This is a genomic window from Massilia sp. IC2-477 (assembly GCF_020707265.1).
Taxonomy (GTDB): Bacteria; Pseudomonadota; Gammaproteobacteria; order Burkholderiales; family Burkholderiaceae_D; genus Telluria.
This window is the reverse complement of record NZ_JAJFEQ010000002.1, coordinates 23,658-49,396: the sequence shown is the minus strand read 5'-3', so window position 1 is coordinate 49,396 and position 25,739 is coordinate 23,658. Positions and strand designations below refer to the sequence as shown.

Here is a 25,739-nt window from a genome sequence, read left to right as displayed (position 1 = left end):
CATTGAGGGCTCAGCACAGACCCGCGGTCCCCATCACGCAGGTGGTGGCCACGCGCCGCCGCTCGACGTAGTCGGGGCGGGTGACGTTCGCCGCAGTCCGGTCGGGGCAGGGGCCGCCGCCGTTGCAGGCGACCGCTTCCAGTTGCACCATGCGCTTCTCCAACCGGTTGCCGGCGCTGTCCTCGCCTTCATTGAAGCTATTCGAAGTGCAGGTCACGGTGACCCGGAAGCCGCTGTCGGCGACGAAGTCGTTCAGCGTGGTCTCGCCATTGCAGGCGCCGTTGCGCAGCTGGAAGAAGCCCCATTCGATGCCGCCGCGCGCCGCCAGGCCGGCGCGCGCGCCGAGCAGGGCGCTGTTGACGGTGTTCTGCTGGGTGCCCGACAGGCGCAGCAGGGCGACGCACACGAGGGCCACCACGATCAGCAGCACCACCGCGGCAATGTAGGCAAAGCCGGATTGACGGATGCGCATCATGGCACGTTGCTCACGTGGGCGCCCAGCGTCAGCGGCACCGATTCGCCGCCGTCGGCCAGGGTCAGCTGCAGCTGCACGAAGCCGCTCTGCTGGGTCGCGCCCTGGTTGGGCGAATAGATGAATTCGCAGCTGGCTACGTTCGAGGCCAGCAGCGGAGAATCCGCCGGCACGGCGCAGCTCTGGACCGCGGCGATGGGGCGGGTGACCCGGTGCAGCGTGCCCTGGCCGCGGCCGCCCACCAGTCCCGCGCCAGTGCACACATAGCTCACTGCCTGCTCGCCGCCCGGCACCACGACGAAGCGCCCGTCCTCGTAGCCGAAGGGGATGCGGGTTGCCGTCACCCTCAGGCGGTGCACGCCCCGCCAGGTGTCGGCGCCGGTGTGGTCGAGGACCTCGGTGATGGTGGAGACGTTGGTCCTGCCGTACACGTCGCCCGGATTCTGGTTGCCGATCACCACCAGGTCGTTCGGCGCCGGGCGCGTGGTGAAGGGCGTCATCACGTCGAACTCGGTCACGGCGGTGTCGTAGTCGAGCGAGGCCTCGCCGCCGGTTTTGGTGACGTCCGGCCCGGCGCGGAAGCGCCCGCCGTCGATGGTCGGCACCAGCTCCAGGCATTGGGCATTGGCCAGGCGCAGCGAGTTCGGCACCGCGGCGCGCACTTCGGTAACGATGCGGCGCAGCGCCGTATTGGCCTGGTCGGTCAGCGCGGCGCGCTTGCCCACCGCCAGGTAACCCAGGATCGTCGGGCGCAGCTGCATCGCGAAGATCCCGCCGATGACGCCCACCAGTACGATCACGATGATCAGCTCCACCAGGGTGAAGCCGCGTTGCCGCCTCATGTCCATGGCCTGGTCCTCCATCCGGTCAGCGTCAGCTGCTGTGTCCCGTTGGTGACGGTGACGGTCACGCGCAAGGCGTCGCCGGCCGCCACGCCGGTCAGGGCCACTTCGTTCACGCGCACGCTCACGCTGTAGCGCTCCAGGCCGGCGATGGCCACACCCTCGACGTCGCGGATGCCGGTGCTGGCGTAGCCGGGACTGGCGTCGTCGATGTTGTCGAAGTCGCGCAGGTCGTTGAACTGGGCCCGGGTCGGCGTCGCTACCTCATCGGCGACGTTATCGTAGGGTTTGAGCAGGACTTCTTCCATCATGCTCTCGCCGATGGCCAGCATCTGCTGCGTGATCACTGGATCGACGCTGGCCCGGTTGGCGCGCGTGAAGGCTGCCACCAGGCCGCCCAGCGCGGCGCTGACGATGACGATCGCAATGATCAGCTCGACCAGGGTGACCCCGGCCATGCGCCTACTGAACATAGCCGGTGCTCCCCTCGAACACGATGGTGCGGCGCGCATTGCCGTTCAGGCTGACCACGACATTGCCGCGCACCGGGTTGCGGCCCGCCGTGTCGCTGGTGATCAGGCCGTTCGGCTGGAAGAACAGGGTGTGGGTCGATGCCGCCACGCCGCCGGCGTCCGTGGCGTAGCTGTCGCCGAGCGCGATGGGGCAGGCGCCCTCGTTCGGCTCGCGCGCCTGCGTCAAGGTGACCGCGGTCGCCGCCACGTCCACGCACACCAGGCGGCGGCGCGCGACCGCGGTCTTCTGCGCGGTGCGCAGGGCGCTCACGACCTCGTCGCCGAAGGCGGCAGCGGCAAAGCTGTTCTCGCCCATGAGTTTCGGCACCCCGATCGCGGCGACCACGCCGATCAGCACCATCACCATCACCAGCTCGACCATCGTGAAGCCGCGCGCTGCCTTCAATTGAACACCTCGCGCACGTGGATGATGCGGCGGTTCTCCGGCGTGTAGACGCCGAAGGTGGCGCGCCCGGACGGATCGCGCGCCATGGTGGTGCCGCAGCCGGTGACGACGGGGCGCAGCCAGGGGATGCCTGCGCCCGGGGCCGTATTCAGTCCGGTGCCGACGGTGGCGCCGATGCAGCTGTTGTCCATCATCGAGTTGCCGAGGTTGACCGCGATCTCGACCGGGCCCGGGCCGCCCGCCGTGACGCGCAGATCGAAAGCGGTCGCGCCGTTCGCCAGCTTGAGCTTGCCGGGATGGCCGGGCTCGATCGGATAGCTTGGCAAGATCGCCATGCCCGACACGGTCGGCTTGAGGGCAATGGTGGACTGCGGGATGAGGGTGTACACGTCATCGCTGTTGAGCAGCCAGCTCTTGCCGGTCCAGTATTCCGCGGTCAGGGGGATCGTCAGGCTCGTCTTCAGGCCGCCGAAGCGGCTGCCGATGCGCAGGCGGCCGGTGCGGATCAGGGGGATCGCGGCTTCGGCCGACGCGGGGACGGAGGAAGATACGTCAGCCCCGTCGGTCTTGCCGTTGCTGGCGCGCAGGCGGATCCGGGTGGGAGCGCTCGGCCAGGTGCTGAAGGTGTATGCCGGCTTGTGCGGGGCGACGCCGTTCTCGAACTTGTCCGCCGCGATCTTCGCATTGGCCAGCCCGCCCGGAGCGGTCGCGAAGGCGTTGCCGTCCTTGTCGTTCGCCGTGAGGGTGACTTCTTCGCTCAGCTTCAGCGCTGTCGCATAGTTGGATGTCACTGCGCCGGCCTTGTTCATGGCGCTGACCCGCAAGGGGAAGGGCTCGCCCGAATAATAGAAGCTACGGGCATCGGCCAGCTCGACCTGGAAATAGGCCGGAATGAAGGGGCCTGCCTTGCCGCTGCATTGTCCGACTTCCGCCGTGCTGCTGGCGACGTTCAGCCCGGAGCCAAGGAAATTCGACAGGCTGGCCTTCATGTCGATGTTGCCGACGTCGGACCAGGCCGCGCTGAAGGAGGCGACCCCCTTGGCAAAGGTGGGCGGGGCGGACGCCAGGGTGCCCAGGTTGCCGCCCTGCAGGTGGCAGTCGACGCCGAGCGCCACGACATGATTCTGCGCCCCCGCACCGAGCAGGCCGGCGGTGTCGAAGTTCTGCGTGGTCGCGCCGGCGACGTTGCGCGCCGTGAGCTTCAGGGCAAAGTCGGCGCCCGCGCGGATGATCCCGCCGGCCGGCTCGATCAGGAAGGAGGCGGGGGCGGTGACGAGCGAGCCTGTGCCGTTGACCGTGCCTTTCTCGGTGGTCAAGGTGGCGTTCAGCTGGACTTCTCCGGCATCGAGGTACTTGATTGCCAGCTCCGCGCTGCCGTTCGCCCCGAAGGCCGTGCTGACCGTCTTCGGATCCGCAGTGACGCCGGAGGCCTCGCAGGACAAGGACTTGTCGCCGAGGGCCAGCGCCAGCGTGCCGGTCTTCGGCTTGCTGTAGTTGCAGCGGTACTGCACGTCGTGGGTGGTGTTCTGGAGCGCGGCAACGCACGCGGTCTTCTCGTCGTTCGGCTTGACTGCCTCGATCAGCGCCTTGATGCCGTTCGTGCCCGCCGCATGCGCGGGAACCGTCAGCTTCAGCTTGGTGCCGCCGCTGAAATTCATGCTGCAGCTGTTCGTGTTGTTGTTGGGGCGGTAGCAGGCGGTGGGCAGGGTGGTGTTGCCGACAACAAGGTCCACCGAGCCGGCGACGAAACGGGTGGCATTGACGACGACCGAGCCGGTATTGGCGCCGATGGTGAAACCGTCGCCGAACAGCGAACCCGTTACGGTGCCGGCGTAATGCGGCGCGGTGCAGGTCGCGTTGGCGCAGGCGGTGATCGTGACCTTCTCCGGCACGCAGGTGTCGCCTGCGCCGTCGTGGGTGATCAGGAAGTGGTGCGGCGCCTTGGGCGCAGGGCCCTCGCAGCGCGGCCCGTTCGCGGTGTTCACCGCGTAGCCGCTGTTGTTGGTCACGCAGTCACACTTGCCCACGGCCGTGCCGTTCTTGCAGTAGATGATGCCGGTGACCCGCCCCTGCGATTCCAGCGTCGCCCAGTTGACCCGCGCGTTGCCGGTGATGATGGCGTTGGAACTCTGCAGCACCAGGTCGCCGGTATCGACGTTGCCCGTGACGCTATTGCCCGAACCGATGCTCATGCTCTTGGTGGCGGTCACCGGGCCCGTCACCTTGATGCCCGAGGCCTGCATGTCGAGGACGGCGGTGTTGATGCTGCCGGTGACGGTGCTGCCCGTCCCCATGGTCAGCGAGGTCGTGGCTGTAATGTCGCCGGTCACCTTGCTGTTCGAGGCCAGCATGTCGAACACCGGCGCGATGACGTCGCCCGTCACCGAGCCGCCGGAGGCCAGCGTGAACTTGCTGGTCGCCTTGACGTCGCCGGTGATCGTCACCGATGAGTCGGTGGTCACGACCGTACCGCTGACGTTGCCGGTAATGCGCGAGGAAGAGCTGATGTTGACCACACCCTTGGACGTCACATTGCCCGTGATGGTGACGCGGTCGGTGCCCAGCTGGACGGCGCCGGCGGAGATGTTGCCGGTGATGGTCTGGGCCAGGGCGCCCATTGAGAAGGTGCCGCCCACCTCGATGTCACCGCCGGACACCTTCAGGTTGGCCGGATTGACGCCCTTGATGTCCAGGTTGCCCGTCACGATGAGTTTGGCGTTATTGCCCATCGTGAGACCCTGGTTATAGGTGACGGTGACGTTGTTCGTGACCTTCAGGGTGTAGTTGTTGCCGATGATGACCGAATCGTTCCATTCCAGGTAGGCCGGGTACGGACAGGTGTAGACCTTTTCCTTTTCCGCCAGGGTGCAGGTGTAGACATCCTTGCCGGAGAACTCGTAGACCGTTGCCTGCGCCAGACCGGGCCCCAGCAGCCACACCAGCATGGCCAGCACTGGTAGCCAGCGTCCCAATGCGCGGCGGCGGCGCATAGCGCCGCCAGCGAAGAAGAGGGCGAACAAGGGCGGAAAGGACACGGCTCTGCCTGCGTCAAAGCATCGATGTCCGAAGTGTGCATCAGATAGAGGATTGCAACAACGAATTTTTCGCTAAAGCAACACTTATATTACAACGCTGCAACACTCTCAGGCGGCGATCGCCGTTTCTCCCGTGCCGGCCACCGCCAGGTGACGGTTCACCGCCGACAGCACCGCGCGGAACGAGGCGGTCAGGATGTTGCTGTCGATGCCGACGCCGAACATGGTCTGGCCACTGCCCACGCGCAGCTCGACGTAGCAGGCGGCGCGCGCATCGGCGCCGCGGCCGATCGCATGCTCGTGGTAGTCCATCACGCGCACGTCCAGGCCGAGCGCGTTCACGAATGCGTCGATCGGGCCGTTGCCCTTGCCCTCGAGGGCCTGCTGCACCTGATGGCGCGCCAGGTTCAGGGAGATCTGCACGCCGTGCGCGCTGTCTTCCGTCATGCGGTGCGCGACATAGTTGTACGGGCTGTCCTGCTCCAGGTATTCGCGCGAGAACAGGGCGTGGATGTCGGCGGCGGCGATTTCGCGGCCGGTGGCGTCGGCCATCTGCTGCACCGCGCGCGAGAACTCGATCTGCAGGCGGCGCGGCAGCTCCAGGCCGTATTCCTGCGCCAGCAGGTAGGCCATGCCGCCCTTGCCGGACTGGCTGTTGACGCGGATGACGGCGTCGTAGCTGCGGCCCAGGTCGGCCGGGTCGATCGGCAGGTAGGGCACTTCCCAGATCGCGTCGGGCTTTTGCACCGCGAAGCCCTTCTTGATGGCGTCCTGGTGCGAGCCGGAGAAGGCGGTGAACACCAGGTCGCCCGCGTACGGGTGGCGCGGATGGACCGGCAGCTGGTTGCATTCCTCCACCAGCTGGCGCACCGCGTCGATGTCCGAGAAGTCCAGCCCCGGATCGATGCCCTGGGTGTAGAGGTTCATCGCCAGGGTCACCAGGTCGACGTTGCCGGTGCGCTCGCCGTTGCCGAACAGGCAGCCTTCGACGCGGTCGGCGCCCGCCATCACGGCCAGCTCGGCCGCCGCCACCGCGGTGCCGCGGTCGTTGTGCGGGTGCACGCTGATGACGAGCGCATCACGGCGCTCGAGGTGGCGGCACATCCACTCGATCTGGTCGGCGTAGACATTGGGGGTGCTGGCTTCCACGGTGGAAGGCAGGTTGACGATCATCTTGTTGTCGACGGTCGGCTGCCACACGCTGCTGACCGCATCCACGATCTGCTTCGAGAAGTCCAGCTCGGTGGTGGAGAAGGATTCCGGCGAATATTCCAGGCCCCACTGGGTCTGCGGGTGCTGCGCCACCAGTTCCTTGATCAATTGGGTGCCCTTGACCGCGATCTGCACGATCTCTTCGCGCTCCATGCCGAACACCACGCGGCGGAACACCGGCGCCACCGAGTTGTAGACGTGCACGATGGCTTTCTTTGCCCCGGCCGCGGACTCCACCGTGCGGCGGATCAGCTCGTCGCGCGCCTGGGTCAGCACGATGATGGTCACGTCGTCCGGGATGCGTCCTTCGTCGACCAGCATGCGCACGAAGTCGAAGTCGGTCTGCGAGGCCGACGGGAAGCCGACCTCGATTTCCTTGATGCCGATTTTGACCAGCATCTCGAAGAAGCGCAGCTTCTTCTCCGGGCTCATCGGCTCGATCAGGGCCTGGTTACCGTCGCGCAGGTCGGTGCTCATCCAGACCGGCGGGCGGGTGATGCTGCGGCTTGGCCACTGGCGATCGGCGAGCGGGACGGCGGGGAAGGGACGGTATTTGGCGGCGGGGTTCTTCAGCATGATCATTGGCTCCTGGTTGCATTGAAACGTGACACGAAGGCCCCGAACGGGGGCACTAGTGCGGCGAGGGTTGCCGGACGGGCCGCGGGAACGCTAGGCCCGGCAACCGATCGCTAGCTTTAGCAGCAGGCGGACAAACGCGCGCGAACCGGACGGCAGGGTAATGCCGGAGGACTTGCTGGATGGTGCTTGGGTGGGAAACTGGAACATCGTGTCACTTCCTGGGCTGCGAGACTGCTTGTGGGAGCCGGCTTGTGGCCGGGCGTACGGCGGGGATTACGCGCGTAGTAGCAGACCCAGCGCTAGCGCGCCGGTGGCAGGTAGGGAAATCGACAGATGCAGGTGGAAAGACATGCGATCCACTCTAAAAGAAGTGCGGACGGCATGTCAAGCGAAAATTGGTGCGATGCGCAATGGGTGCGTTACCGCATCGTAGGGTGGGCGGCTTGTGAATCGTGCCACTGGCACGATTCACCCCACGCGGCATTGCTGGCGCCCGTCGACCGCGTGGGCGGACAAGCCGCCCACCCTACATTTTTTCGAGCAGCTTCGGCAGCTCCCTGATGAAGGCGTCGCGCACGCGCAACCCGGCGCGTCCGTTCTCGCGCTTGTCGTCCTGCACCAGGCGCGCGAAGACCACCGTGCGTGTGCCGTTGGTGGCCCAACCGACCAGCCAGCCGTGCGGCAGCGCGCCCGGTTCCGATCCGCTGCCGGTCTTGGCGTACAGCTCCCAGCCGTTGCGCAGCATGGGGTAGCGCATGATGGACGCCGTCATCTCGACGGCTTTGCGCGACACCGGCAGCGTACGGTTCACCAGCTTGCGCAGGAATACGGCCTGCTCGTCGGGCGAGATCTTCAGCGAACTGCTCAGCCAGGCCTCGGTCAGGCCGTCGTGCTTGCCGGGGTTGCCGGACGCATCGCGGTTGCCGTAGTCGAAGCGGTCGATATAGGACTGGAAACGCCCGGCGCCAAGGCGGGTCGTCACCTGCTGCGAATACCAGACCACCGACTGTTTCATCCAGGCTGCCGGGTCGGTCGCCGTGCGCCATTCCGGCAGCCAGTCCACATAACCCTCGCGAAAAGGCAGCAGTGGCGTCTTCTCGTCGACCAGGATGCCGCTGTCGTAGCCCATCAGGCTGATCGCGACCTTGAAGGTCGAGGCGGGCGTGACGCGCTGCTCGCACTGGCCGTCGCGCACCAGCGTCTTGCCGCTGTCGGCATCGACCAGCAGGGTGCAGCGGATCGCGCCCTGGGCGGCTGCGGGAAGCGCGGCGCCGGCCACCAGCGCCAGCATGATCAGGGGTTTCAGGTGCATCGGGCCTCCATCAAAACGTGCAGTATAGCAACCGGCTCAAGGAGCCAAAACCGGCCCCTTTCTGCAGCGCATCGCCAACACTGGTATACTGGAGGCCTGTCGTCGAAGCAGCGCTTCCGACTTTCCCCCGGCCCCGTAGATGCAGAACGCGCTACGCCGCCGCCCAAGCCTCCACACCCGCCTTCCAATTGCTGCGGGTTGTGCGCTTCCCTCTCTCCACCTGGTCTCGGTCGGGCCAGCATCAACATCAGCACAACGCCGCCAGGCTTCGCCAGCGGTGCGACCGACGTTTCATTAACGAATTAGGAGAAATGAGCATGGCCAAAGAAGAACTGATCGAAATGAATGGACTGGTTGCGGAAATCCTGCCGGAGCTGCGTTTTCGCGTGAACCTCGACAACGGTCACCAGTTGATTGCCTACACCTCGGGCCGCATGAAGAAGAACCACATCCGTATCCTGGCGGGCGACCGCGTCACCCTGGAAATGTCGCCGTACGACCTGAACAAGGGCCGTATTACCTTCCGCCACATCGAAAACCGCGGTCCCACCGGTCCGCGTCCGGCTCCGCGCCGCCGCTAAGCCTCAGGGCGTGCGCGCCTCCAGCCTGTGCAAGGCAGGCGCGCGCTTCTCCGCGGGGAAGCGCGCATACTAGCTGTTCTGGCTAGGGAGGCAACTGATGGAAATCGTCTTGCGTTTCCTGGCCGATGGGCTTACTGGCGCATCGGCTTTCAGCATCCTGATCTACACCCTGGTGGCGACGCATGTGACCATCGTCGCCGTCACCGTCTACCTGCACCGCCACCAGGCGCACCGCGCGCTCTCGCTGCACCCTGTGGTGACCCATTTCTTCCGATTCTGGCTGTGGCTGACCACCGGCATGGTGACGCGCGAATGGGTCGCCATCCACCGCAAGCACCACGCGCACTGCGAACGCCCAGGCGACCCGCACAGTCCGCGCCAGGCGGGCCTGTCCACCGTGCTGCTGCGCGGCGCCGAGCTCTACCGCACCGCCAGCCGCGACCATGAAGCAATCAGCCGCTATGCCACCGGCTGCCCCGACGACTGGATCGAGCGCCGCCTGTACAGCCGCTTCACCTGGCAGGGCGTGGGCCTGCTCTTGATCGTCGACGTCGCCTTGTTCGGCATCATCGGCCTGACGGTCTGGGGCGTGCAAATGCTGTGGATCCCGGTGCTGGCGGCGGGAGTCATCAATGGCGCCGGGCACGCGATCGGCTATCGCAACTTCGACTGCCAGGAAGCCGCGACCAACATCGTGCCGCTGGGCCTCCTGATCGGCGGCGAAGAGCTGCACAACAACCACCATACCTTCGCCACCTCGGCCAAGCTGTCCGTCAAATGGTATGAGTTCGATATCGGCTGGATGTACATCCGGCTCATGCAGTGGCTGGGGCTGGCCCGGGCGCGCCCGCTGCCGGCTGCGCCGGACATCCGCTACCGCCACGCCCAGGTCGACACGGCCACCCTGCGCGCCGTGCTGGGCAACCGCGCGCGGGTGATGGCGGCGCTCAATGCGCGCCTGAAACCCGTGTGGCGGAGAGAGCTGCGCAGCCTCGCGCTGGATAAAGGTGTCGATCGCAGGGCGGCGCTGCGCCTGCTCAGCCGCGATCCGGGTTACCTCGACGGCGAGGAGCAGGGCCGGCTCGGCGGGCTGCTGGCGTCCAGCGACTACCTGCGCCGGGTGCAGGGCCTGCGCGAGCAGCTGGCGCAGCTGTGGCAGCGCTCGCTGGCCAGCGAGGAGCAGCTGCTGGAGGCGCTCAGCGCCTGGTGCGCCCGTGCGGCGGAGGACAAGTGCGCGCGGGTGCGTGCGTTTGCCACGGAATTACGCGGATACGCGTAGGGTGGGCGGCTATGCCGCCCACGCGGTGATCACCACATGCTGATACGTCGTGCCGGTGCTGGCGCCTGTTGACCGCGTGGGTGTTCGTAATTCCAGGCATTGCCCGAAATTACCCCGCCCACCCTACAGTGCTGTTCATAACTGTGATCGGCTTTACAATATTGTTATATAAAAAACAGGTGAGCGACGATCCATGGCCCATATCCATCCTGCCGGCTGGCGCGAGATGTCCGTCACCGGCGCCGCCGCACGTGAAATCGAGACCCTGGCGCTGCTCGAGAAGCGCCTCTCGGACACGCCCTACGAGATCTACCACGGGGTCCACTGGACCAACGTCGAGCACGGCTTTTCGGCCTATGGCGACATCGACTTCATCATCGTGGCGCCCAACGGCCGCCTGCTGCTGATCGAGCAGATTGCCGGCTTCCTGAACGAGAGCAGGGACGGCCTGGTCAAGAACTACCAGGGCAAGCCGCGCAAGATCCGCCACCAGATCCTGCACACCATCGAAGGCTTCGCCAAGCGCTACCAGGGCGAGCTGTCGATCGACTACCTGCTGTACTGCCCCGACTACATCGTCAAGGACCCGCAGCAGGCGGGCATTGACCCCAGCCACATCATCGACGCCACCACCAAGGGGCGCCTGGGCGCGAAGATCCGCGAGATCCTGCCGCTGACGCCGCGCACCGAGGAGTTCGACCGCGTCACGCGCTACCTCGGCGACACCCTCAGCCTGCGCCCTGACCCGAGCTCGATGATCGGCTGCGCCACCCAGATGGTGACGCGCCTGTCCGGCGGCCTGGCCACCTGGGCGCGCCGGCTCGAGTTCACGCCTTACCGCCTGCGCGTGATGGGCACCGCCGGCAGCGGCAAGACCCAGCTGGCGCTGGCCGAATACACGGCCGCCATCGACGCCGGCCTGCGCCCGCTCTACGTCTGCTTCAACCGCCCGCTGGCCGACCACATCGAGCGCCTGGTGCCCGCCGGCGGGCGCGTCGCCAACTTTCACGAGCTGTGCGACGCCTGGCTGCGCGCCCAGGGCAAGACGCCCGACTATGGCTCGCCGAACGTCTGGTCCGACATCGAGAGCGCGCTGGCCTCGGCCGACCTGCCCGAGACCTGGCAGTACGACGTCGTCATCATCGACGAGGGCCAGGACTTCTCGACCACCTGGCGCGATATCGTGCTGCGCATGCTGAAGGACGGCGGGCGCGCCATCTGGCTGGAAGACCCGGACCAGAACCTGTACGGCAAGGAGTCGGTGCCGCTGCCCGGCTGGGTGGTGCTGCACTCGAACACCAACTACCGCAGCCCGCGCGAGGTGGTGCAGATGCTGGGTTCGATCGGCGCCGTCAGCCAGCCGGTGGAGGCGGGCAGCCCGTTCAAGGGCGCCGACATCGAGGAGCTGACCTACCCGGAAGGCAACGTGGAGGCCATGCTGTCGCAGACCCGGCGCGCCGTGACGCTGTGCCTTGCCGCCGGCTTCGGGCGCCAGGACATCGCGATCTGCTCCTTCCGCGGACGGGAAAAATCGGCCATCCTCAAGCTGGATAAGCTGAGCGACGCCCACACGCTGCGCTCCTTCACCGGTGCCTACGACCTGTTCGGGAATCCGGTGTTCCGCGAGGGCGGACTGCTGGCCGAATCCGTCTACCGCTTCAAGGGCCAGTCGGCGCCGGCGCTGATCTTCACCGAGATCGACTTCGAGGAGATGGACGAGCTCACGCTGCGCAAGCTGTTCGTGGGCATGACGCGGGCGCGCCTGAAGCTGGTGCTGGTGATGAGCGAGCGCGCCTCGGTGCAGTTCCTCGACCGCATGAGCGGGGGCGGCGACATCAAGCTGTGAGCTGTGCCCCGGCGCGTTTATCGCGGAAGAACGCCCAGGCCGCTTCCGCCACCTCCAGGTCGGCGTTCTGGAGGCCGGTCAGCCAGTTGATGAAGCGGGGGTAGCGCTTCAGGCGGCTCGGCTCCGCGTGGCCGGCGCCGTCGATCCGGTACAGGCCGACCTGCATCCCACCGGGCGCTCCTCCCCACAGATAACGGGTGACGCTTGTCCTGCCGCGCGGGTCGCTCGCCGCAAGGCGCACGACTTCGGGCGTATCCGGCAGGCCCGCCAGTTCGCGCCAGGCGTGCACGGAGTCCTTGATGCCGCGCACCGGCTCGATGAACCAGGGTGCATACCAGTGCTTGCCGCCGTGGTAGGGGATCAAGGGGTCGGCCGTGCAGCCGAACACCAGCGCCGGCAGCGGCATGCCGGGGGCCGGGCTGCGGCCAGGCAGCGGCATCCCTGCCAGCACCACCGAGAACGCCGCCAGCCGCTGCGGGATCTCGACGGCTGCGCGGTAAGCCATCCAGCCGCCGCGCGACACGCCGATCAGGTAGACGCGGCCCGGGTCGACATCATGATGGGCGATCGCATGGTCGATCAACGCTGCGATGAAGCCGACGTCGTCCTTGCGGGCCACGCGCGCGCTGGAGGCAAAACAGTCGCTCCAGCCGCCCTTGCCGGCATCCGGCGCGATCACCACCAGGCCGTCGCGCGCTGCGATCTCGAGAAAAACGGACAGCGGCGAAGGGGGATGGGCCTGGCCCAGCACCTGCTGCGCCGACGCACCGGCGCCGTGCAGCACCAGCACCAAGGGCCGTCCAGCAGGGCTTCTTCCTGCCGGCGTCGCGACCAGGTAGCGGCGCGCGCCTTCCGGACGTGCGAGCGTGGCCGCCGTTGGCACGAGGGCGGGCCCTGTGCCGCCGCTCGGGATTGCATCGTCGGGCATCGACGGTCCTTTGCTGATGAAGGTGGCAGCATTGAACCACACCACTTTCCCCAGCGGACGAAAACCAGCACGAACATGCAGGATGCATCGCCAGGCTTGATTCATGCGCAGGACATGGGAATCCACGCCGCCGCCTCCAGCGTCCCGTGTTAGCATTTTGTGAATCGGATCCTGGAGAACCCAATGAAACAAGCGCCCACTGGCAAGCCCGCACGCCCGCGCCTGAAGGTACTCGCCGCATCGGCACTGATGCTGCTGGTGGCAGCCTGCGGGGACCATCCGCCCAAGGAAGACGAGGACGACGACCCGGCGCCGCAACCGCAGCAGGCCATCAGCATCGTCGCCGGCAGCGCCACGGACGCGGGCAGCACCAACGGCAGCGGCACGGCGGCGCGCTTCGACACCCCTACCGGCATCGCCATCGATGCCGCCGGCAACCTGTACGTGGCCGACACCGGCAACGATTCAATTCGCAAGATCACGCCGGCAGGCGCGGTCACCACGCTGGCCGGCGCCGCGGGCTCGAGCCAGTACATCGACGGCGCCGGCGACCGCGCGCGCTTCACCGAACCGCTGGCGCTGGCCATCAACGCGGGCGGCACCCTGTACGTCACGGACGGCATGCGCATCCGCAGCGTGGCGAGTAGCACCGGCCAGGTGGCCACGTTTGCGACCATCCCCGTGGGCAGCAATGTCGCCGCGACAAGCATGCCGGCGATCACTCCGAAAGGCATCGCGGTCGACGCGCGCGACCACGTGCTGGTGACGAACGGCCTGAGCACGCGCCGCATCGCGGCCGGCTTTACCTCCATGCTGGAAGGCCCGGAAGTGGCCCAGGACCTGATGGGCACGCGCAACCCGGAAGCGCGCGGCGTGGCGGCGGATGCCAACAACAACGTCTACGTGTTCGACCTGCAGCGCCGGATCAGCCGCACCAACAATGCGCAGATCGGCGCCGTCAATGTCCTGAACCTGCTGGCCGGTGCGGCGAATGGGCGCGGCGCAGTCAACGGCACCGGAACCGCGGCCAGCTTCGAGGAAGTGGTGGCCCTGACGGTGGACCCGCAGGGCAATGTCTACGCAGCCGATGCCGTCAACAACCTGGTGCGCAGGATCACCCCGGCCGGCGTCGTGACCACGGTGGCCGGCACCGCGCGCGCCGGCACGCTGCAGCCCGGGAACCTGCCGGGCAGCCTGGCGGCCATCCGCGGCATCACGACCGACGGCAAGGGCAACCTGTACGCCACCTCAGGCAACGCCGTCATCAAGATCAGGCTGCCGCAATAGCCAGGCACGGCAGGGCGGCGCCAGGGCGCCGTTCAGTGGCCGATGGCCGCGGTGGCCACGCCCTGCGCCACGCTATTCTTGCTGGTCGTGGTGGTGAGCGCAAACAGCGGCTTGCGTGGGGATTTTTCGGTGCTCCACTCGTAGGCGATGGTGCTCTTGACGCCATCCGGCCCCTTGTCCGAGGTATTGCGCTTGCGTTCGGCGCGGAAGGGCGCGGGCGCCTTGCCCACGGTCTTCTCGAACATCGCCTGGGCTGTCGCGGCCGGCACTGTTTTGGCGTAGAGCGCACACACGTTCTTGTCCGAATGGACGACCATGATGAACTGGCCGTGCTGGCTCGGCACCGACCAGGCGGCGCCCTTGGCGCCCTGCAGGAACATCGCCGCCGCTTCCGGCGGCAGCTGCGGGAAGGCCTTCAGCTGGTTGCGCAGGCCGTCGAAGTCGTGCAGATACTTCAGGCAGTGCGAGGAATAGATGTTCATGAAGGCCGCGGCCTGCTGTTCGGGCGCGGCGATAGCGATGGTGGAAACCAAAATCCCTCCGAGTGTGGTGGCGGCTCGTTGAAGAAGACGCATGAGGTCGTGCTCCGGCTGGTAACTGGTGAGTCTTACTATAGCAACTCAGCTCTGGAATCCGGGCTTGCCTCAGGCAAACGTACGCGGGAGGGAGCAGGGCGCTACGTGACCGGTGGGATGTCGGCGAGATCGACATAGACCGGCAGGCCGAGCTCCTTCGCCGTTTGCACATCCATGTCGGCGCCGCGCGACTCGCCGGCGATGCGGTAGACCGCATGGCACTGGCGCAGCATGCGCTGGGCCACTTCGTACAGGAAGGACTGCGGAATCGCGCCCGGCGCCGTGGCGCCGGTGGCATGCGCCAGCGGCAGCGCGGCCCATTCGCCAATCAGCGGGAAGTGCCCCTTGTCGTACACCGCCAGCGCGGCCTGCTCGAGCGCCTTCAGGTTGCGTTCGATGAGCACCGGGTCGTCGCCGGTCCCGCTGCGGTAGGGGCCGGCGATCAGGATGGTCTTGGCCTGCATGGTGTGTTCCTTTCGTTTATTGGCTCACGACGCTGACACCGGCGCTGGCCAGTGCCGCGCCGAGTTCGGGCGAGGGCGCACCGTCGACGACCAGGCTCGCGGCCATGCCGAGGTCCCCGATCTTGTAGGCGGATGCCACGCCGAGTTTTTCGTTTGAAGCGAGGACCACCGTTTCGGCGGCCCGGGCGGACAGGGCGCGCTTGATGTAGGCCTCCTCGTAATCGCCGGTGCTGAAACCGGCTTCGGCGTGCACGCCGGTCACGCCCATGAAGTAGAGGTCGGCCCGCACGTGGCTGAGCGCCTCGAGCGCGGCGGCGCCGACGGCGACCATCGAATGCCGGAACAGGCGGCCGCCGATCAGGACGACCTCGATCTTCTCGTGCTCGGCCAGGGCGACGGCGATGGTCGGGCTGTGGGTGACCACCGTGAGCGGCATGTCGCGCGGCAGGGAGCGGGCCAGTTCCGCGCAGGTGGTGCCGCCGTCGAGGATGACGATCTGGCCGGGCGCGATGAGGCGCGTCGCGGCGGCTGCCACCTGGGCTTTCGACGGGATGGCAATCCGCTGACGCTCGGCCAGGCCGGCCTCGGCGGGGGAGGCCAGCAATGCGCCACCATGCACCCGCTGAAGCAGACCCTCGGCCGCCATTTCGCGCAAATCCCGGCGGATCGTATCTTCCGACACCGCGTAATGGGTTGCGAGCGCCTTGGCCTCAACTTGGCCCTGGCGCTTCAGCAGGGCGAGGATCTCGCTTTTTCGTTGACTGGTCAGCATTGCACGAAATTTCTTGAAGTTGCACGAAATTGCATGTTAGGCTGGCGGCATCGAAACGTCAAGGAATCCGATGTCTGCTCCTGTCGAACTCATCGATGTCGCCGTCCTGTCGGACCAGTGGTATGTGCTCAAGAAGTACACCTTCGACTACCTGCGCAAGGGCGGCAGCAGCCAGCGCCAAGTGCGCGAGGTCTACGACCGCGGCAATGGCGCGGCGATCCTGCTGTACAACCGTGCGCGGCGCAGCGTCGTGCTGACCAGGCAGTTCCGGCTGCCGGCCTACCTGAACGGACTGGCGGACGGGATGCTAATCGAAGCGGCCGCCGGCCTGCTGGACGACATGGCGCCGGCCGAGCGCATCCGCATGGAGGCCGAGGAGGAAACCGGCTATCGCATCGAGCGGGTGGAGAAGGTGTTCGAGGCTTACATGAGCCCCGGGTCGGTAACGGAGAAGCTGCACTTCTTCGTGGCGGAATACGAGGACAGCCAGCGCGTCAGCGATGGAGGTGGTGTCGTGGTGGAGGGGGAGGATATCGAGGTGCTGGAGCTGCCGTTTTACGAGGCGATGGAGATGATCGGACGGGGAGAGATTGTCGACGGCAAGACGATCATGCTGTTGCAGCATGCGGCGTTGCAGCTGTTCGTTAAGTGGTTTTAGTTAGCTGCCAATACACATGCCTGCAAGCGTCAATGCTTAGCTAGCAGTACAGATAGAAATTCCAAGCATTGTATGCCAGCCACATTTCTACGCTCTATGTGAGGATCGCTCGCCATTTGAAGACATCGATGCTAACCTTGTTCAATATCTTTTGAGCAATGGTGCGACATGCGGAATCTCTTCACTGACGTTTTTGATAATTACTCAACAACTCGCGCTAAGTTAGGCGGTGTAGCTAAGCTTGTCGGAACTCCGGATCAAGTCTCACTTCTTAACGAAATTCCGCATCGAATAGAAACCTTTTTAAAAGATCGTAAGATAGCTCACCTTTACAAGGTTAAAGGTTCAATCGGCAATGGGAACATCGCGCGTGTTCCGTGGGTTGGGATTTTTAGAAAGGAAGTTACCGAGAACGCTGAGAATGGTTATTACGTGGTGCTATTGTTCTCGGAAGATATGAGTAAGTGCTTTTTGAGTTTAAATCAAGGCATTACAGCAGTTGAAAAACGCTATACCAAAAGTTTTGCTTGGAAAAAGATGGAGGAGGCAGCAACTCGAGCTTTAAGTTACCTCGAGGTGGCACCAGATGTTTGGAAGGGGAAAATTCCACTTGCCTCTACCGGGGATTTAGGACGTGCATATGAAGCGGCGGCTATCGCAAGCTACGAATATTTGCGTACTGATCCACCTAGTGATGCAGTTTTTTTTGAAAATTTGACATATCTCCTTAAGCACTATGAGCGTTTATTCTCTTTATTTGGGAAAAACCTACACTCTTTATTCTCTGTCAGCGAAGAAGAGTTCCAAAATGTCGTATTGGAGAAGGCGGCCCAATTGACTACCTCTGAACATGTGAAGAATATTGTTAGTGCGCCGCTATTTGTCAATCCTTTATCTAATAAGTATGTCCGCTCACCTGTTGTTGCTGCTGCTGCGATTCAAGCTGCGCAGTTTTCGTGCGAGATCGACGCAACCCACTGGACGTTTTTGTCCAGGGCAAGAAAAAAACGATATGTGGAGGCTCACCATCTGATTCCAATCAGTCAACAGTCACATTTCCAAGCTTCGCTTGATGTTGTCGCTAACATTGTCTCATTGTGTGCTACGTGCCATCGTTTGCTGCATTATGGTGCTGACAACGAACGAAAATCACTACTAATGACACTTTTTAGACAACGGAAAGAGCAGCTGCAAAAGCACGATTTGCAGATTGGATCTAACGATTTCTTACGCTTTTATGCCGGGACGGCAGTGATTGAGGATTGATGTGGCGGACTTATTCCTTATAAACTTGTGCTGTCAACAACCTCAAATCAGCACATGTCGGTGAAGGTGGTGGTATGAAAACCTTTCATGGTAAAAATATCTTTTCCTAAATCGACATCAATTTGATACGATCATAAAATGATCGATATCTCTCGCAACCGAACTATCCCTTTTCGTATCCGACGTCGTCAAACCATAGCGCTTACGTTGCTGGTAGTTACCGGTGTCATTAACTACCTCGACCGGGCTACCTTGGCCGTAGCTAACGAATTCATCCGTGCAGACCTTGGCCTTTCGATGGGCCAGATGGGGATCTTGCTGTCAGCGTTCTCATGGAGCTATGCCCTGTGCCAGCTCCCAGTCGGTGTATTGGTCGACAAGATCGGGCCGCGCTGGCTGCTCGGCGCCGGCCTGGTCCTGTGGTCGCTGGCCCAGGCTGCGGGCGGACTCGTGTCCAGCTTCGGCTGGTTCGTGCTTGCACGGATCGTGCTCGGCATCGGCGAGGCGCCGCAATTCCCAGCGGCGGCACGGGTGGTGAGCAATTGGTTCCCGCTGCGCGCACGCGGAACGCCGACCGGCATCTTCAATTCAGCTTCTCCACTGGGCTTCGCGCTGGCGCCTCTCTGCCTCTCTCCCCTGATCGCCGCGACCAGCTGGCATTGGGCCTTCTTCGTGACGGGCGCATTGGGCATCGTCGCGGCCGTGGTCTGGGTCATCCTCTATCGGGATCCGGTGCGCGAGGAACTGTCCGAAGCCGAGCGTTCTTATCTCGACGAAGGCCAAGTTGTCGAAGAGGGGCCAAAAGCAGGTTTTGAATCGTGGCGCGCCCTGTTCCGGCATCGCGCCACCTGGGGCATGCTGCTCGGCTTCTTCGGTTCGGTCTACCTGAACTGGGTCTTCCTCACCTGGCTCCCCGGCTACCTGCGCACCGAGCGCCATATGGATGTGGCCTACGTCGGCGTGGCCGCTTCGATTCCTTTCGTCTGCGGATTCGCCGGTGCCCTTGTGGCGGGCTGGGCGTCCGACCGCATCACCCGACGTGCAAGCTCTGCCGTGGCGGGACGTCGAACCGCGGTGGTGCTGGCCATGCTGGGTATGGTGGCGTTCACGATTCCCGCAGCGCTGGTCGAGAGCAACACCGCAGCCATCGCCTGCATCTCGATCGTCATCTTCCTGGCCAACGCGGCATCGGCCTGTTCGTGGTCGCTCGCCACCGCAGTGGCGCCGCATAGCCGCGTTGCCTCGCTCGGTGCGATCCAGAACTTTGGTGGCTTCATTGGCGGCGCATTGGCGCCGATCTTTACCGGGTATATCGCGCAAAGCTGGTCGTTCGTGCCGGCCTTGCTGACTGGGGCTGGCATCGCGTTCCTCGGTGCGATGTCGTATCAGTTCCTGGTCATGCGGCCGATCTCCGAGCAGGAGTAAGCGTCAACGTAGAAACGATCACATGGGAGAGCGAAATGCGTCTGATGGTGAGCGTGGTATTCGTGTTGGTGTGTTTGGGCGCTAGTTCAGCAATTGCCGCGGAAGAGAAGCTACCCACCGATGTCGCCAAGTTTGTCGCGAAGCGGGAGGGATGCGATCATTTTCGGGGAGAGATGCCCGACCCGCCCGACAAGCAGCGCATGAGGGAAGTGAATCAGGAGATCCGCAAGCTGTGTACCGGCACCGACAAGAAGCTCGCGCAGCTGAAGCGCAAGTATGCAAACAACCCGGTAGTCATGCAGCGATTGAGCGAGTTCGAAGAGAAGATCGAGTAGTCGTAGAAATAAAAAATGGCCTCACGAAGAGGCCATTTTTACATCAAGACGCAGCCTGATCAGACGTCGATGTTCCCCGCCTGCAGCGCATTCGTCTCAATGAAGTTACGACGCGGTTCAACTTCGTCACCCATCAGCGTAGTGAAGATCTGGTCCGCCGCAATCGCGTCCTCGATCTGCACCTTCAGCAGGCGGCGCACGGTCGGGTCCATCGTGGTTTCCCACAGCTGTTCCGGGTTCATCTCGCCCAGACCCTTGTAGCGCTGCTTGCTCACGCCGCGTTCCGCTTCTTCGCGCAGCCAGATCATGGCTTCGTGGAAGCCACGCACCGCGAATTCCTTCATCTTGTCGCCTTCGCCGCGGCGGATGATGGCGCCTTCGCCGATCAGGCCCTGGAAGGTGGCGGCTGCGTTGGCCAGCACGGCGTAGTCGTTGCTCAGCACGAAGTCGGCGTCGATCGAGGTGACGTTCACGTTACCGTGATGCATGCGCTCGATGCGCAGCGCGTGCTTCTCGCTCAATTCGTCAGAACGCACGATCACCTTGACGGCACGGTCGTTGATCGCCGCTTCCATTGCCTTGGCCGAGGCTTCCGCGTTTTCCAGCGTGCTCATGTCCAGCGTGACGCCGCTCATGATCGCGGTCAGCGCCGCGCGGTCGATCACGCGGGTCAGGCGCATCATGATGGCGTTGGCCAGGTTGTACTGGCGCACCAGTTCGCTCAGGCCTTCGCCGGTGATCGGCTCGGCGCCATCGCGCGGGATCAAGGAAGCCGCGTTCAGCGCGAAGGTCATCATGTAGCTGGCTTCCTCGACGTCGTCCTTCAGGTAGCGCTCGTCGCGGCCGGCCTTCACCTTGTACAGCGGCGGCTGGGCGATGTAGATGTGGCCGCGCTCCACCAGCTGCGGCATCTGGCGGTAGAACAGCGTCAGCAGCAGGGTGCGGATGTGGGCGCCGTCGACGTCCGCGTCGGTCATGATGATGATGCGGTGGTAGCGCAGCTTGTCGACGTTGAATTCGTCCGGGCCGATCGAGGTGCCGAGGGTCGCGATCAGGGTGGTGATCTGCTCCGACGACAGCATCTTTTCGAAGCGCGCCTTTTCCACGTTCAGCACCTTGCCGCGCAGCGGCAGGATGGCCTGGAACTTGCGGTCGCGGCCCTGCTTGGCGGAGCCGCCTGCCGAGTCACCCTCGACGATGTACAGCTCGGCCAGCGCCGGGTCGCGTTCCTGGCAGTCGGCCAGCTTCGAGGACAGGCCCAGGCCGTCCATCACGCCCTTGCGCCGGGTCAGGTCGCGCGCCTTGCGGGCGGCCTCGCGGGCACGCGCGGCTTCCACGATCTTGCCGCAGATGATCTTGGCGTCGTTCGGCTTCTCCATCAGGAAGTCGGTCAGGGTCTTGGCCACGATCTCTTCGACCGGGCCGCGCACTTCCGACGACACGAGTTTATCCTTGGTCTGCGACGAGAACTTCGGCTCCGGTACCTTCACCGACAGCACGCAGGTGAGGCCCTCGCGCATGTCGTCGCCCGAGATCTCGACCTTGGCCTTCTTGGCGAAGTCGTTCTCGTCGATGTACTTGTTGATCACGCGCGTCATCGCCGCGCGCAGGCCGGTCAGGTGGGTGCCGCCGTCGCGCTGCGGGATGTTGTTGGTGAAGCACAGCACCTGCTCGTTGTAGGCGTCGTTCCACTGCATCGACACGTCCACCGAAATGTTGGTACCCTGCTCGGAGACGCGCTCGCCGGTGGCCTGGAACACGGTCGGGTGCAGGACGGTCTTGGCCTTGTTGATGTACTCGACGAAGCCGCGGGTGCCGCCCTCGAAGGCGAACACTTCTTCCTTGCCGGTGCGCTGGTCGGAAAGCTTGATGTTGACGCCGTTGTTCAGGAACGAGAGTTCGCGGATACGCTTGCTCAGGATCTCGTAGTGGTACTCGACGGTGGTGAAGATTTCCTCGTCGGCCCAGAAGTGCACTTCGGTGCCGCGCTTGTCGGTGTCGCCCAGGACTTTCATCGGCGAGACTTCGACGCCGTCGCGCACCTCGATCAGGCGGTCCATCGGGACGCCGCGCGAGAACTCGAGCTGGTGGACCTTGCCGTTCTGGCGCACGGTCACGCGCAGCAGTTTCGACAGCGCATTCACGCACGAGACGCCGACGCCGTGCAGGCCGCCGGAGACTTTATAGGCGTTCTGGTTGAACTTGCCGCCGGCGTGCAGTTCGGTCAGGGCGATCTCGGTCGCCGAGCGCTTCGGCTCGTGCTTGTCGTCCATCTTGATGCCGGTCGGGATGCCGCGGCCGTTGTCGGTGATCGAGATCGAGTTGTCGCTGTGGATGGTGACGTGGATCTCGGAGCAGAAGCCTGCCAGGGCTTCGTCGATCGAGTTGTCGAGCACCTCGAACACCAGGTGGTGCAGGCCGGTGCCGTCCGAGGTGTCGCCAATGTACATGCCCGGGCGCTTGCGCACCGCTTCCAGGCCTTCCAGGATCTGGATCGAAGACGCGCCGTATTCGTCCGCCTTCGGGGCGGGAGTCATTTCTGGTTGGGTATTCTCGGACATGGACTGCTTTCTATATAACGGGTGATTCAAGGCTGCTTTGGCGTTCACCTGCAGCGCTTGAGTCGTCATCCCGGCGCAGGCCGGGATCCAAGTTTGCGTGAACATCGACGAACTTGGATTCCCGCCTGCGCGGGAATGACGGGTTGAGGCTGACTCTTAATGTAGATGGTGCCGGCTGCTCAACTATTCAAACAAGGATCAAATCCGCATCGGCATGACGACATACTTGAAGTCGCCATTGTCAGGAATCGAAATCAGCGCCGACGAGTTCGAATCGCCCAGCGCGATGTTCACCTGGTCGCACTTGAGGTTGTTCAGCACGTCGAGCAGGTAGGTCACGTTGAAGCCGATGTCGATGGTGTCGCCGCCGTAGTCGATCTCGAGTTCTTCCACCGCCTCTTCCTGGTCGGCGTTGGTCGAGCTGATCTTCATGACGCCCGGCTCGATGATGCAGCGCACGCCCTTGAACTTGTCACTGGTCATGATCGCAGCACGCTGCAGCGAACGCAGCAGCTCGTCGCGGCCGATCGTGAACTCGTTCTTGTAACCCTTCGGGATCACGCGGGTGTAGTCAGGGAACTTGCCCTCGACCAGCTTCGAGACCAGCTCGATGTCGGCGAAGGTCAGCTTCACCTGTGAGGCGGCGATATCCAGGCGCACTTCCTCATCGCTTTCTTCCAGCAGGCGCTGCAGTTCGATGATGGTCTTGCGCGGGATGATCACTTCCTGGCGCTCGAAGGACTGCTCGGAGGCCACCTGGCAGAAGGCCAGGCGGTGGCCGTCAGTCGCCACGGCGATGATGTTCTGGCCGTCCAGCACCAGCAGCAGGCCGTTCAGGTAGTAGCGGATGTCCTGCTGGGCCATGGCGAAGTGCACCATGTTGAACAGGTGCTTCAGCGTCTTCTGCGGCAGGGTGACGGTGGCGTTGTAGCTGTCGGCCACCGACACGGTCGGGAACTCTTCCGCGGCCAGGGTCTGCAGGGCGAAGCGCGACTTCCCGCTCTGGACGGCCAGGCGCTTGTTCTGCAGGGTCATGGTGACGTCGCCCGATTCCGGCAGCGCACGCAGGATGTCCAGCAGCTTGCGCGCCGCCACCGTGGTGCCGGTCACGTCGTCGCCCGAACCGATGTTCGCGTGCGTCGTGATCTGGACTTCGGTGTCGGTCGAGAGGAACGAGACGCTTTCGCCGTCCTTGCGAATGAGGATATTGGCCAGAATCGGCATAGTGTGCCGACGCTCGACAATACCGCTCACGATCTGCAGTGGCCGGAGAAGCGTGTCTCGGGTGGTTTTGACCAGTTGCATAGGTATCCTCAGTTAAGTATTAATTTATTTATTGCTATCGCTCTATTTTGCCAATTGCCGGGAATTAACACAAACCCTCCCGAATATTGGGCCGTTGACCGTTTTTCGTAGGGTGGGCGGCTTGCCGCCCACGCGGTCAACATCACCGGCTCTGTCGCAACGTATCGCCCTGCAGCGATCACCGCGTGGGCGGAAAATCCGCCCACCCTACGTATCAACCTTTCAAGGTTTGTTCCAGCACGTGCAGCTCGTGGTTGCATTCGGCATTCTTCTGGCGGTCCTGGGCGATCTTGCGCACCGCGTGCAGCACGGTGGTGTGGTCGCGGCCGCCGAACAGCTCGCCGATCTCCGGCAGGCTCTTCTGGGTCAGCTCCTTGGCCAGGTACATCGCGATCTGGCGCGGCCGCGCAATGTTCGCCGGGCGGCGCTTGGAATACATGTCCGCCACCTTGATGTTGAAGAAGTCCGCGACCGTCTTCTGGATGTTCTCCACCGAGATCTGGCGGTTCTGCACCGACAGCAGGTCCTTCAGGGCTTCCTTCACCACGTCGATGGTGATGTCCTTGCCGTGGAAGCGCGAGTAGGCCAGGATCTTGCGCAGCGCGCCTTCCAGCTCGCGCACGTTCGAGCGCAGGTGCTTGGCCACGAAGAAGGCCACGTCGTCCGACAGGCCCACGCCTTCGGACTGCGCCTTCTTCAGCAGGATCGCCACGCGCATTTCCAGCTCCGGCGGCTCGATCGCCACCGTCAGGCCGGAGTCGAAGCGCGAGATCAGGCGGTCGTCCATGCCGGTGATTTCCTTCGGATAGGTATCCGAAGTGATGATGATCTGCTTCTTGGCCGCGATCAGCGCCTCGAAGGCATAGAAGAACTCTTCCTGCGTGCGGCTCTTCCCACCGAAGAACTGAATATCGTCGATGAGCAGCATGTCGAGCGAGTGGTAATAGTGCTTGAAGTCGTCGAAGCCCTTGCGCTGGTAGGCGGTGACGACGTCGCGCACGTACTGCTCGGCGTGGATGTAGCGGATGCGCGCGTTCGGGTTGTCGGCCATGACCTGGTTGCCGATCGCGTGGATCAGGTGGGTCTTACCGAGGCCGACGCCGCCGTAGAAGAACAGCGGGTTGTACGACACGCCCGGGTTGTTGGCGACCTGGATCGCGGCGGCGCGCGCCAGCTGGTTGGCCTTACCGGTGACGAAGCTGTCGAAGGTCAGGTCGGTGTTGATGCGGCTCTGCTCGCGCTTGGGCGAGTTGGCGATGTTCACATTGCCCTGGCTCGGGGCCGGGTCGGCAGGGCGGGGCGCATTCAGGTTGGGCGCCGCGTTGCCGTCGGCGCCGGACGAGGCGGGACCCGCCGGCTTCTTGGCCGGGCTGTTCTTCGGGTCGAGCACGAACTGCACCTCCACCGGGGCTTCCCAGTACTGGCAGGCGAGCTCGGTGATGCGGGTGGCGAACTGCGTCTTGACCCAGTCGAGCTTGAAGCGGTTCGGCGCCGCAATGCGCAGCTTGCCGTCCTCGTAGTCGAGGACGACGAGCGATTTGATCCACGCACTATATTGCTGCGGCGTCAGCTCGAGTTCCAGCTGCGCGGAACAGGTCTGCCAAAAGTTTTCCATACTTCGCTAGTTGATACGTAACACGCTATTTTACCTGTCTCGGCCGAAGTTATCCACAGGTTGGACCCACTATTTTCAACCGAAAACGCAGAACGCGAACTCGTCGGGATACAACAGCTTCCTTGACAGCTGGACTGGAAATCATGTCTAATTCAGGGTTCCCCGTCCGTGCGCCATATCAAGCTGACAATGTCGGCAGGTCGCGTCCCGGGCGAAACGAGTATCTGCTGTGGCGTGACGCTGGCTTAACATCTGCGAACTGTCATTGGCGACGAATCCTGACACGACGTCAGACCCGATTTTGCACTTACTTTTGCTTTAAGCGAGACCACCATGAAACGTACTTACCAACCTTCCGTCGTCCGTCGCAAGCGCACGCACGGCTTCCGCGCACGTATGGCTACCCGTGGTGGCCGTCAAGTCCTGAACGCTCGCCGCGCCAAGGGCCGCAAGCGCCTGGCTGTCTAAGTTC

At 64.0% G+C, this 25,739-nt stretch carries 23 protein-coding genes; 9 read left to right on the top strand and 14 right to left on the bottom strand.

What is annotated here, in order from left to right:
* Positions 1-10: 10 nt before the first annotated feature.
* The 7 genes from LK542_RS03600 to blaOXA form a co-directional block, all read right to left on the bottom strand.
* On the bottom strand, positions 11-475 hold the full coding sequence (locus LK542_RS03600) for an MSHA biogenesis protein MshP (protein ID WP_227801198.1): 465 nt from the start codon (positions 473-475) through the stop codon (positions 11-13).
* The gene (locus LK542_RS03595) at positions 472-1,314 is read right to left on the bottom strand and encodes a prepilin-type N-terminal cleavage/methylation domain-containing protein (RefSeq protein WP_227810850.1); all 843 of its coding nucleotides are present in this window, start codon (positions 1,312-1,314) and stop codon (positions 472-474) included. Before LK542_RS03595 ends, LK542_RS03600 begins: the two co-directional genes overlap by 4 nt.
* Positions 1,311-1,787, bottom strand: a complete 477-nt coding sequence (locus LK542_RS03590; protein WP_227810848.1) for a prepilin-type N-terminal cleavage/methylation domain-containing protein — start codon at positions 1,785-1,787, stop codon at positions 1,311-1,313. The genes LK542_RS03595 and LK542_RS03590 overlap by 4 nt, the downstream gene beginning before the upstream one ends.
* Positions 1,777-2,232: a Tfp pilus assembly protein FimT/FimU gene (locus LK542_RS03585; RefSeq protein WP_227810847.1), complete on the bottom strand. Its 456-nt coding sequence runs from the start codon at positions 2,230-2,232 to the stop codon at positions 1,777-1,779. Before LK542_RS03585 ends, LK542_RS03590 begins: the two co-directional genes overlap by 11 nt.
* Entirely contained in the window at positions 2,229-5,222 is a 2,994-nt protein-coding gene (locus LK542_RS03580) for a polymer-forming cytoskeletal protein (RefSeq protein WP_227810846.1), read from the bottom strand. The genes LK542_RS03585 and LK542_RS03580 overlap by 4 nt, the downstream gene beginning before the upstream one ends.
* A 153-nt stretch (positions 5,223-5,375) precedes the next feature.
* Complete coding sequence (gene leuA, locus LK542_RS03575; RefSeq protein WP_227811200.1) at positions 5,376-7,058, bottom strand: 2-isopropylmalate synthase; 1,683 nt, start codon at positions 7,056-7,058, stop codon at positions 5,376-5,378.
* A gap of 526 nt (positions 7,059-7,584) precedes the next feature.
* Positions 7,585-8,370: a class D beta-lactamase gene (gene blaOXA / locus LK542_RS03570; RefSeq protein ID WP_227810845.1), complete on the bottom strand. Its 786-nt coding sequence runs from the start codon at positions 8,368-8,370 to the stop codon at positions 7,585-7,587.
* 317 nt (positions 8,371-8,687) lie between these two features.
* Here blaOXA and infA point away from each other — a divergent pair, with 317 nt between their 5' ends.
* The 3 genes from infA (at position 8,688) to LK542_RS03555 (ending at position 12,076) form a co-directional block, all read left to right on the top strand.
* Complete coding sequence (gene infA, locus LK542_RS03565) at positions 8,688-8,951, top strand: translation initiation factor IF-1 (RefSeq protein ID WP_227801192.1); 264 nt, start codon at positions 8,688-8,690, stop codon at positions 8,949-8,951.
* A gap of 97 nt (positions 8,952-9,048) precedes the next feature.
* Positions 9,049-10,230: a fatty acid desaturase gene (locus LK542_RS03560; protein ID WP_227810844.1), complete on the top strand. Its 1,182-nt coding sequence runs from the start codon at positions 9,049-9,051 to the stop codon at positions 10,228-10,230.
* A gap of 193 nt (positions 10,231-10,423) precedes the next feature.
* Positions 10,424-12,076 carry an ATP-binding domain-containing protein gene (locus tag LK542_RS03555; RefSeq protein ID WP_227810843.1) on the top strand — a complete coding sequence of 551 codons (1,653 nt, stop codon included), beginning with the start codon at positions 10,424-10,426 and terminating at the stop codon, positions 12,074-12,076.
* On the opposite strand, the gene LK542_RS03550 is transcribed toward LK542_RS03555, so the two are convergent.
* Entirely contained in the window at positions 12,066-13,004 is a 939-nt protein-coding gene (locus tag LK542_RS03550; protein WP_227810842.1) for a PHB depolymerase family esterase, read from the bottom strand. The genes LK542_RS03555 and LK542_RS03550 overlap by 11 nt on opposite strands.
* Positions 13,005-13,187: 183 nt before the next feature.
* On the opposite strand from LK542_RS03550, the gene LK542_RS03545 reads away from it, so the two are divergent.
* Complete coding sequence (locus LK542_RS03545) at positions 13,188-14,291, top strand: hypothetical protein (RefSeq protein ID WP_227810841.1); 1,104 nt, start codon at positions 13,188-13,190, stop codon at positions 14,289-14,291.
* Positions 14,292-14,323: 32 nt separating this feature from the next.
* Here the strand turns inward: LK542_RS03545 and LK542_RS03540 are convergent, their stop codons facing one another.
* The 3 genes from LK542_RS03540 to LK542_RS03530 all read right to left on the bottom strand — a co-directional run bounded on the left by LK542_RS03540 (position 14,324) and on the right by LK542_RS03530 (position 16,102).
* On the bottom strand, positions 14,324-14,824 hold the full coding sequence (locus tag LK542_RS03540; protein ID WP_227810839.1) for a hypothetical protein: 501 nt from the start codon (positions 14,822-14,824) through the stop codon (positions 14,324-14,326).
* Between the two features lie 143 nt (positions 14,825-14,967).
* On the bottom strand, positions 14,968-15,330 hold the full coding sequence (locus LK542_RS03535) for a DUF4406 domain-containing protein (protein WP_227810838.1): 363 nt from the start codon (positions 15,328-15,330) through the stop codon (positions 14,968-14,970).
* A 16-nt stretch (positions 15,331-15,346) separates the two neighbouring features.
* Positions 15,347-16,102, bottom strand: coding sequence for a DeoR/GlpR family DNA-binding transcription regulator (locus tag LK542_RS03530; RefSeq protein WP_227810837.1), 756 nt, complete (start codon positions 16,100-16,102; stop codon positions 15,347-15,349).
* A 70-nt stretch (positions 16,103-16,172) separates the two neighbouring features.
* Between LK542_RS03530 and nudK the strand changes: the two genes are divergently transcribed.
* From nudK to LK542_RS03510, 4 genes are all read left to right on the top strand, one after another.
* Positions 16,173-16,760 (top strand): GDP-mannose pyrophosphatase NudK, encoded by a 588-nt coding sequence (gene nudK / locus LK542_RS03525; protein WP_227810836.1) that lies wholly within the window; start codon positions 16,173-16,175, stop codon positions 16,758-16,760.
* A gap of 168 nt (positions 16,761-16,928) precedes the next feature.
* On the top strand, positions 16,929-18,026 hold the full coding sequence (locus LK542_RS03520; RefSeq protein WP_227810835.1) for an MrcB family domain-containing protein: 1,098 nt from the start codon (positions 16,929-16,931) through the stop codon (positions 18,024-18,026).
* Positions 18,027-18,164: 138 nt separating this feature from the next.
* Positions 18,165-19,451 (top strand): MFS transporter, encoded by a 1,287-nt coding sequence (locus tag LK542_RS03515; RefSeq protein ID WP_227810834.1) that lies wholly within the window; start codon positions 18,165-18,167, stop codon positions 19,449-19,451.
* Positions 19,452-19,486: 35 nt separating this feature from the next.
* The gene (locus LK542_RS03510) at positions 19,487-19,786 is read left to right on the top strand and encodes a hypothetical protein (RefSeq protein ID WP_227810833.1); all 300 of its coding nucleotides are present in this window, start codon (positions 19,487-19,489) and stop codon (positions 19,784-19,786) included.
* Positions 19,787-19,845: 59 nt separating this feature from the next.
* Here LK542_RS03510 and gyrB read toward each other — a convergent pair whose 3' ends face one another.
* The 3 genes from gyrB to dnaA form a co-directional block, all read right to left on the bottom strand.
* Complete coding sequence (gene gyrB, locus LK542_RS03505) at positions 19,846-22,347, bottom strand: DNA topoisomerase (ATP-hydrolyzing) subunit B (protein ID WP_373889540.1); 2,502 nt, start codon at positions 22,345-22,347, stop codon at positions 19,846-19,848.
* A gap of 198 nt (positions 22,348-22,545) precedes the next feature.
* Positions 22,546-23,652 (bottom strand): DNA polymerase III subunit beta, encoded by a 1,107-nt coding sequence (gene dnaN / locus LK542_RS03500; protein WP_227801176.1) that lies wholly within the window; start codon positions 23,650-23,652, stop codon positions 22,546-22,548.
* Positions 23,653-23,866: 214 nt separating this feature from the next.
* A complete protein-coding gene (dnaA, locus tag LK542_RS03495) occupies positions 23,867-25,267 on the bottom strand; it encodes a chromosomal replication initiator protein DnaA (protein ID WP_227801175.1) in 1,401 nt (466 codons plus the stop codon).
* Between the two features lie 333 nt (positions 25,268-25,600).
* Here dnaA and rpmH point away from each other — a divergent pair, with 333 nt between their 5' ends.
* The gene (rpmH, locus tag LK542_RS03490; RefSeq protein ID WP_040378179.1) at positions 25,601-25,735 is read left to right on the top strand and encodes a 50S ribosomal protein L34; all 135 of its coding nucleotides are present in this window, start codon (positions 25,601-25,603) and stop codon (positions 25,733-25,735) included.
* Positions 25,736-25,739 lie beyond the last annotated feature (4 nt).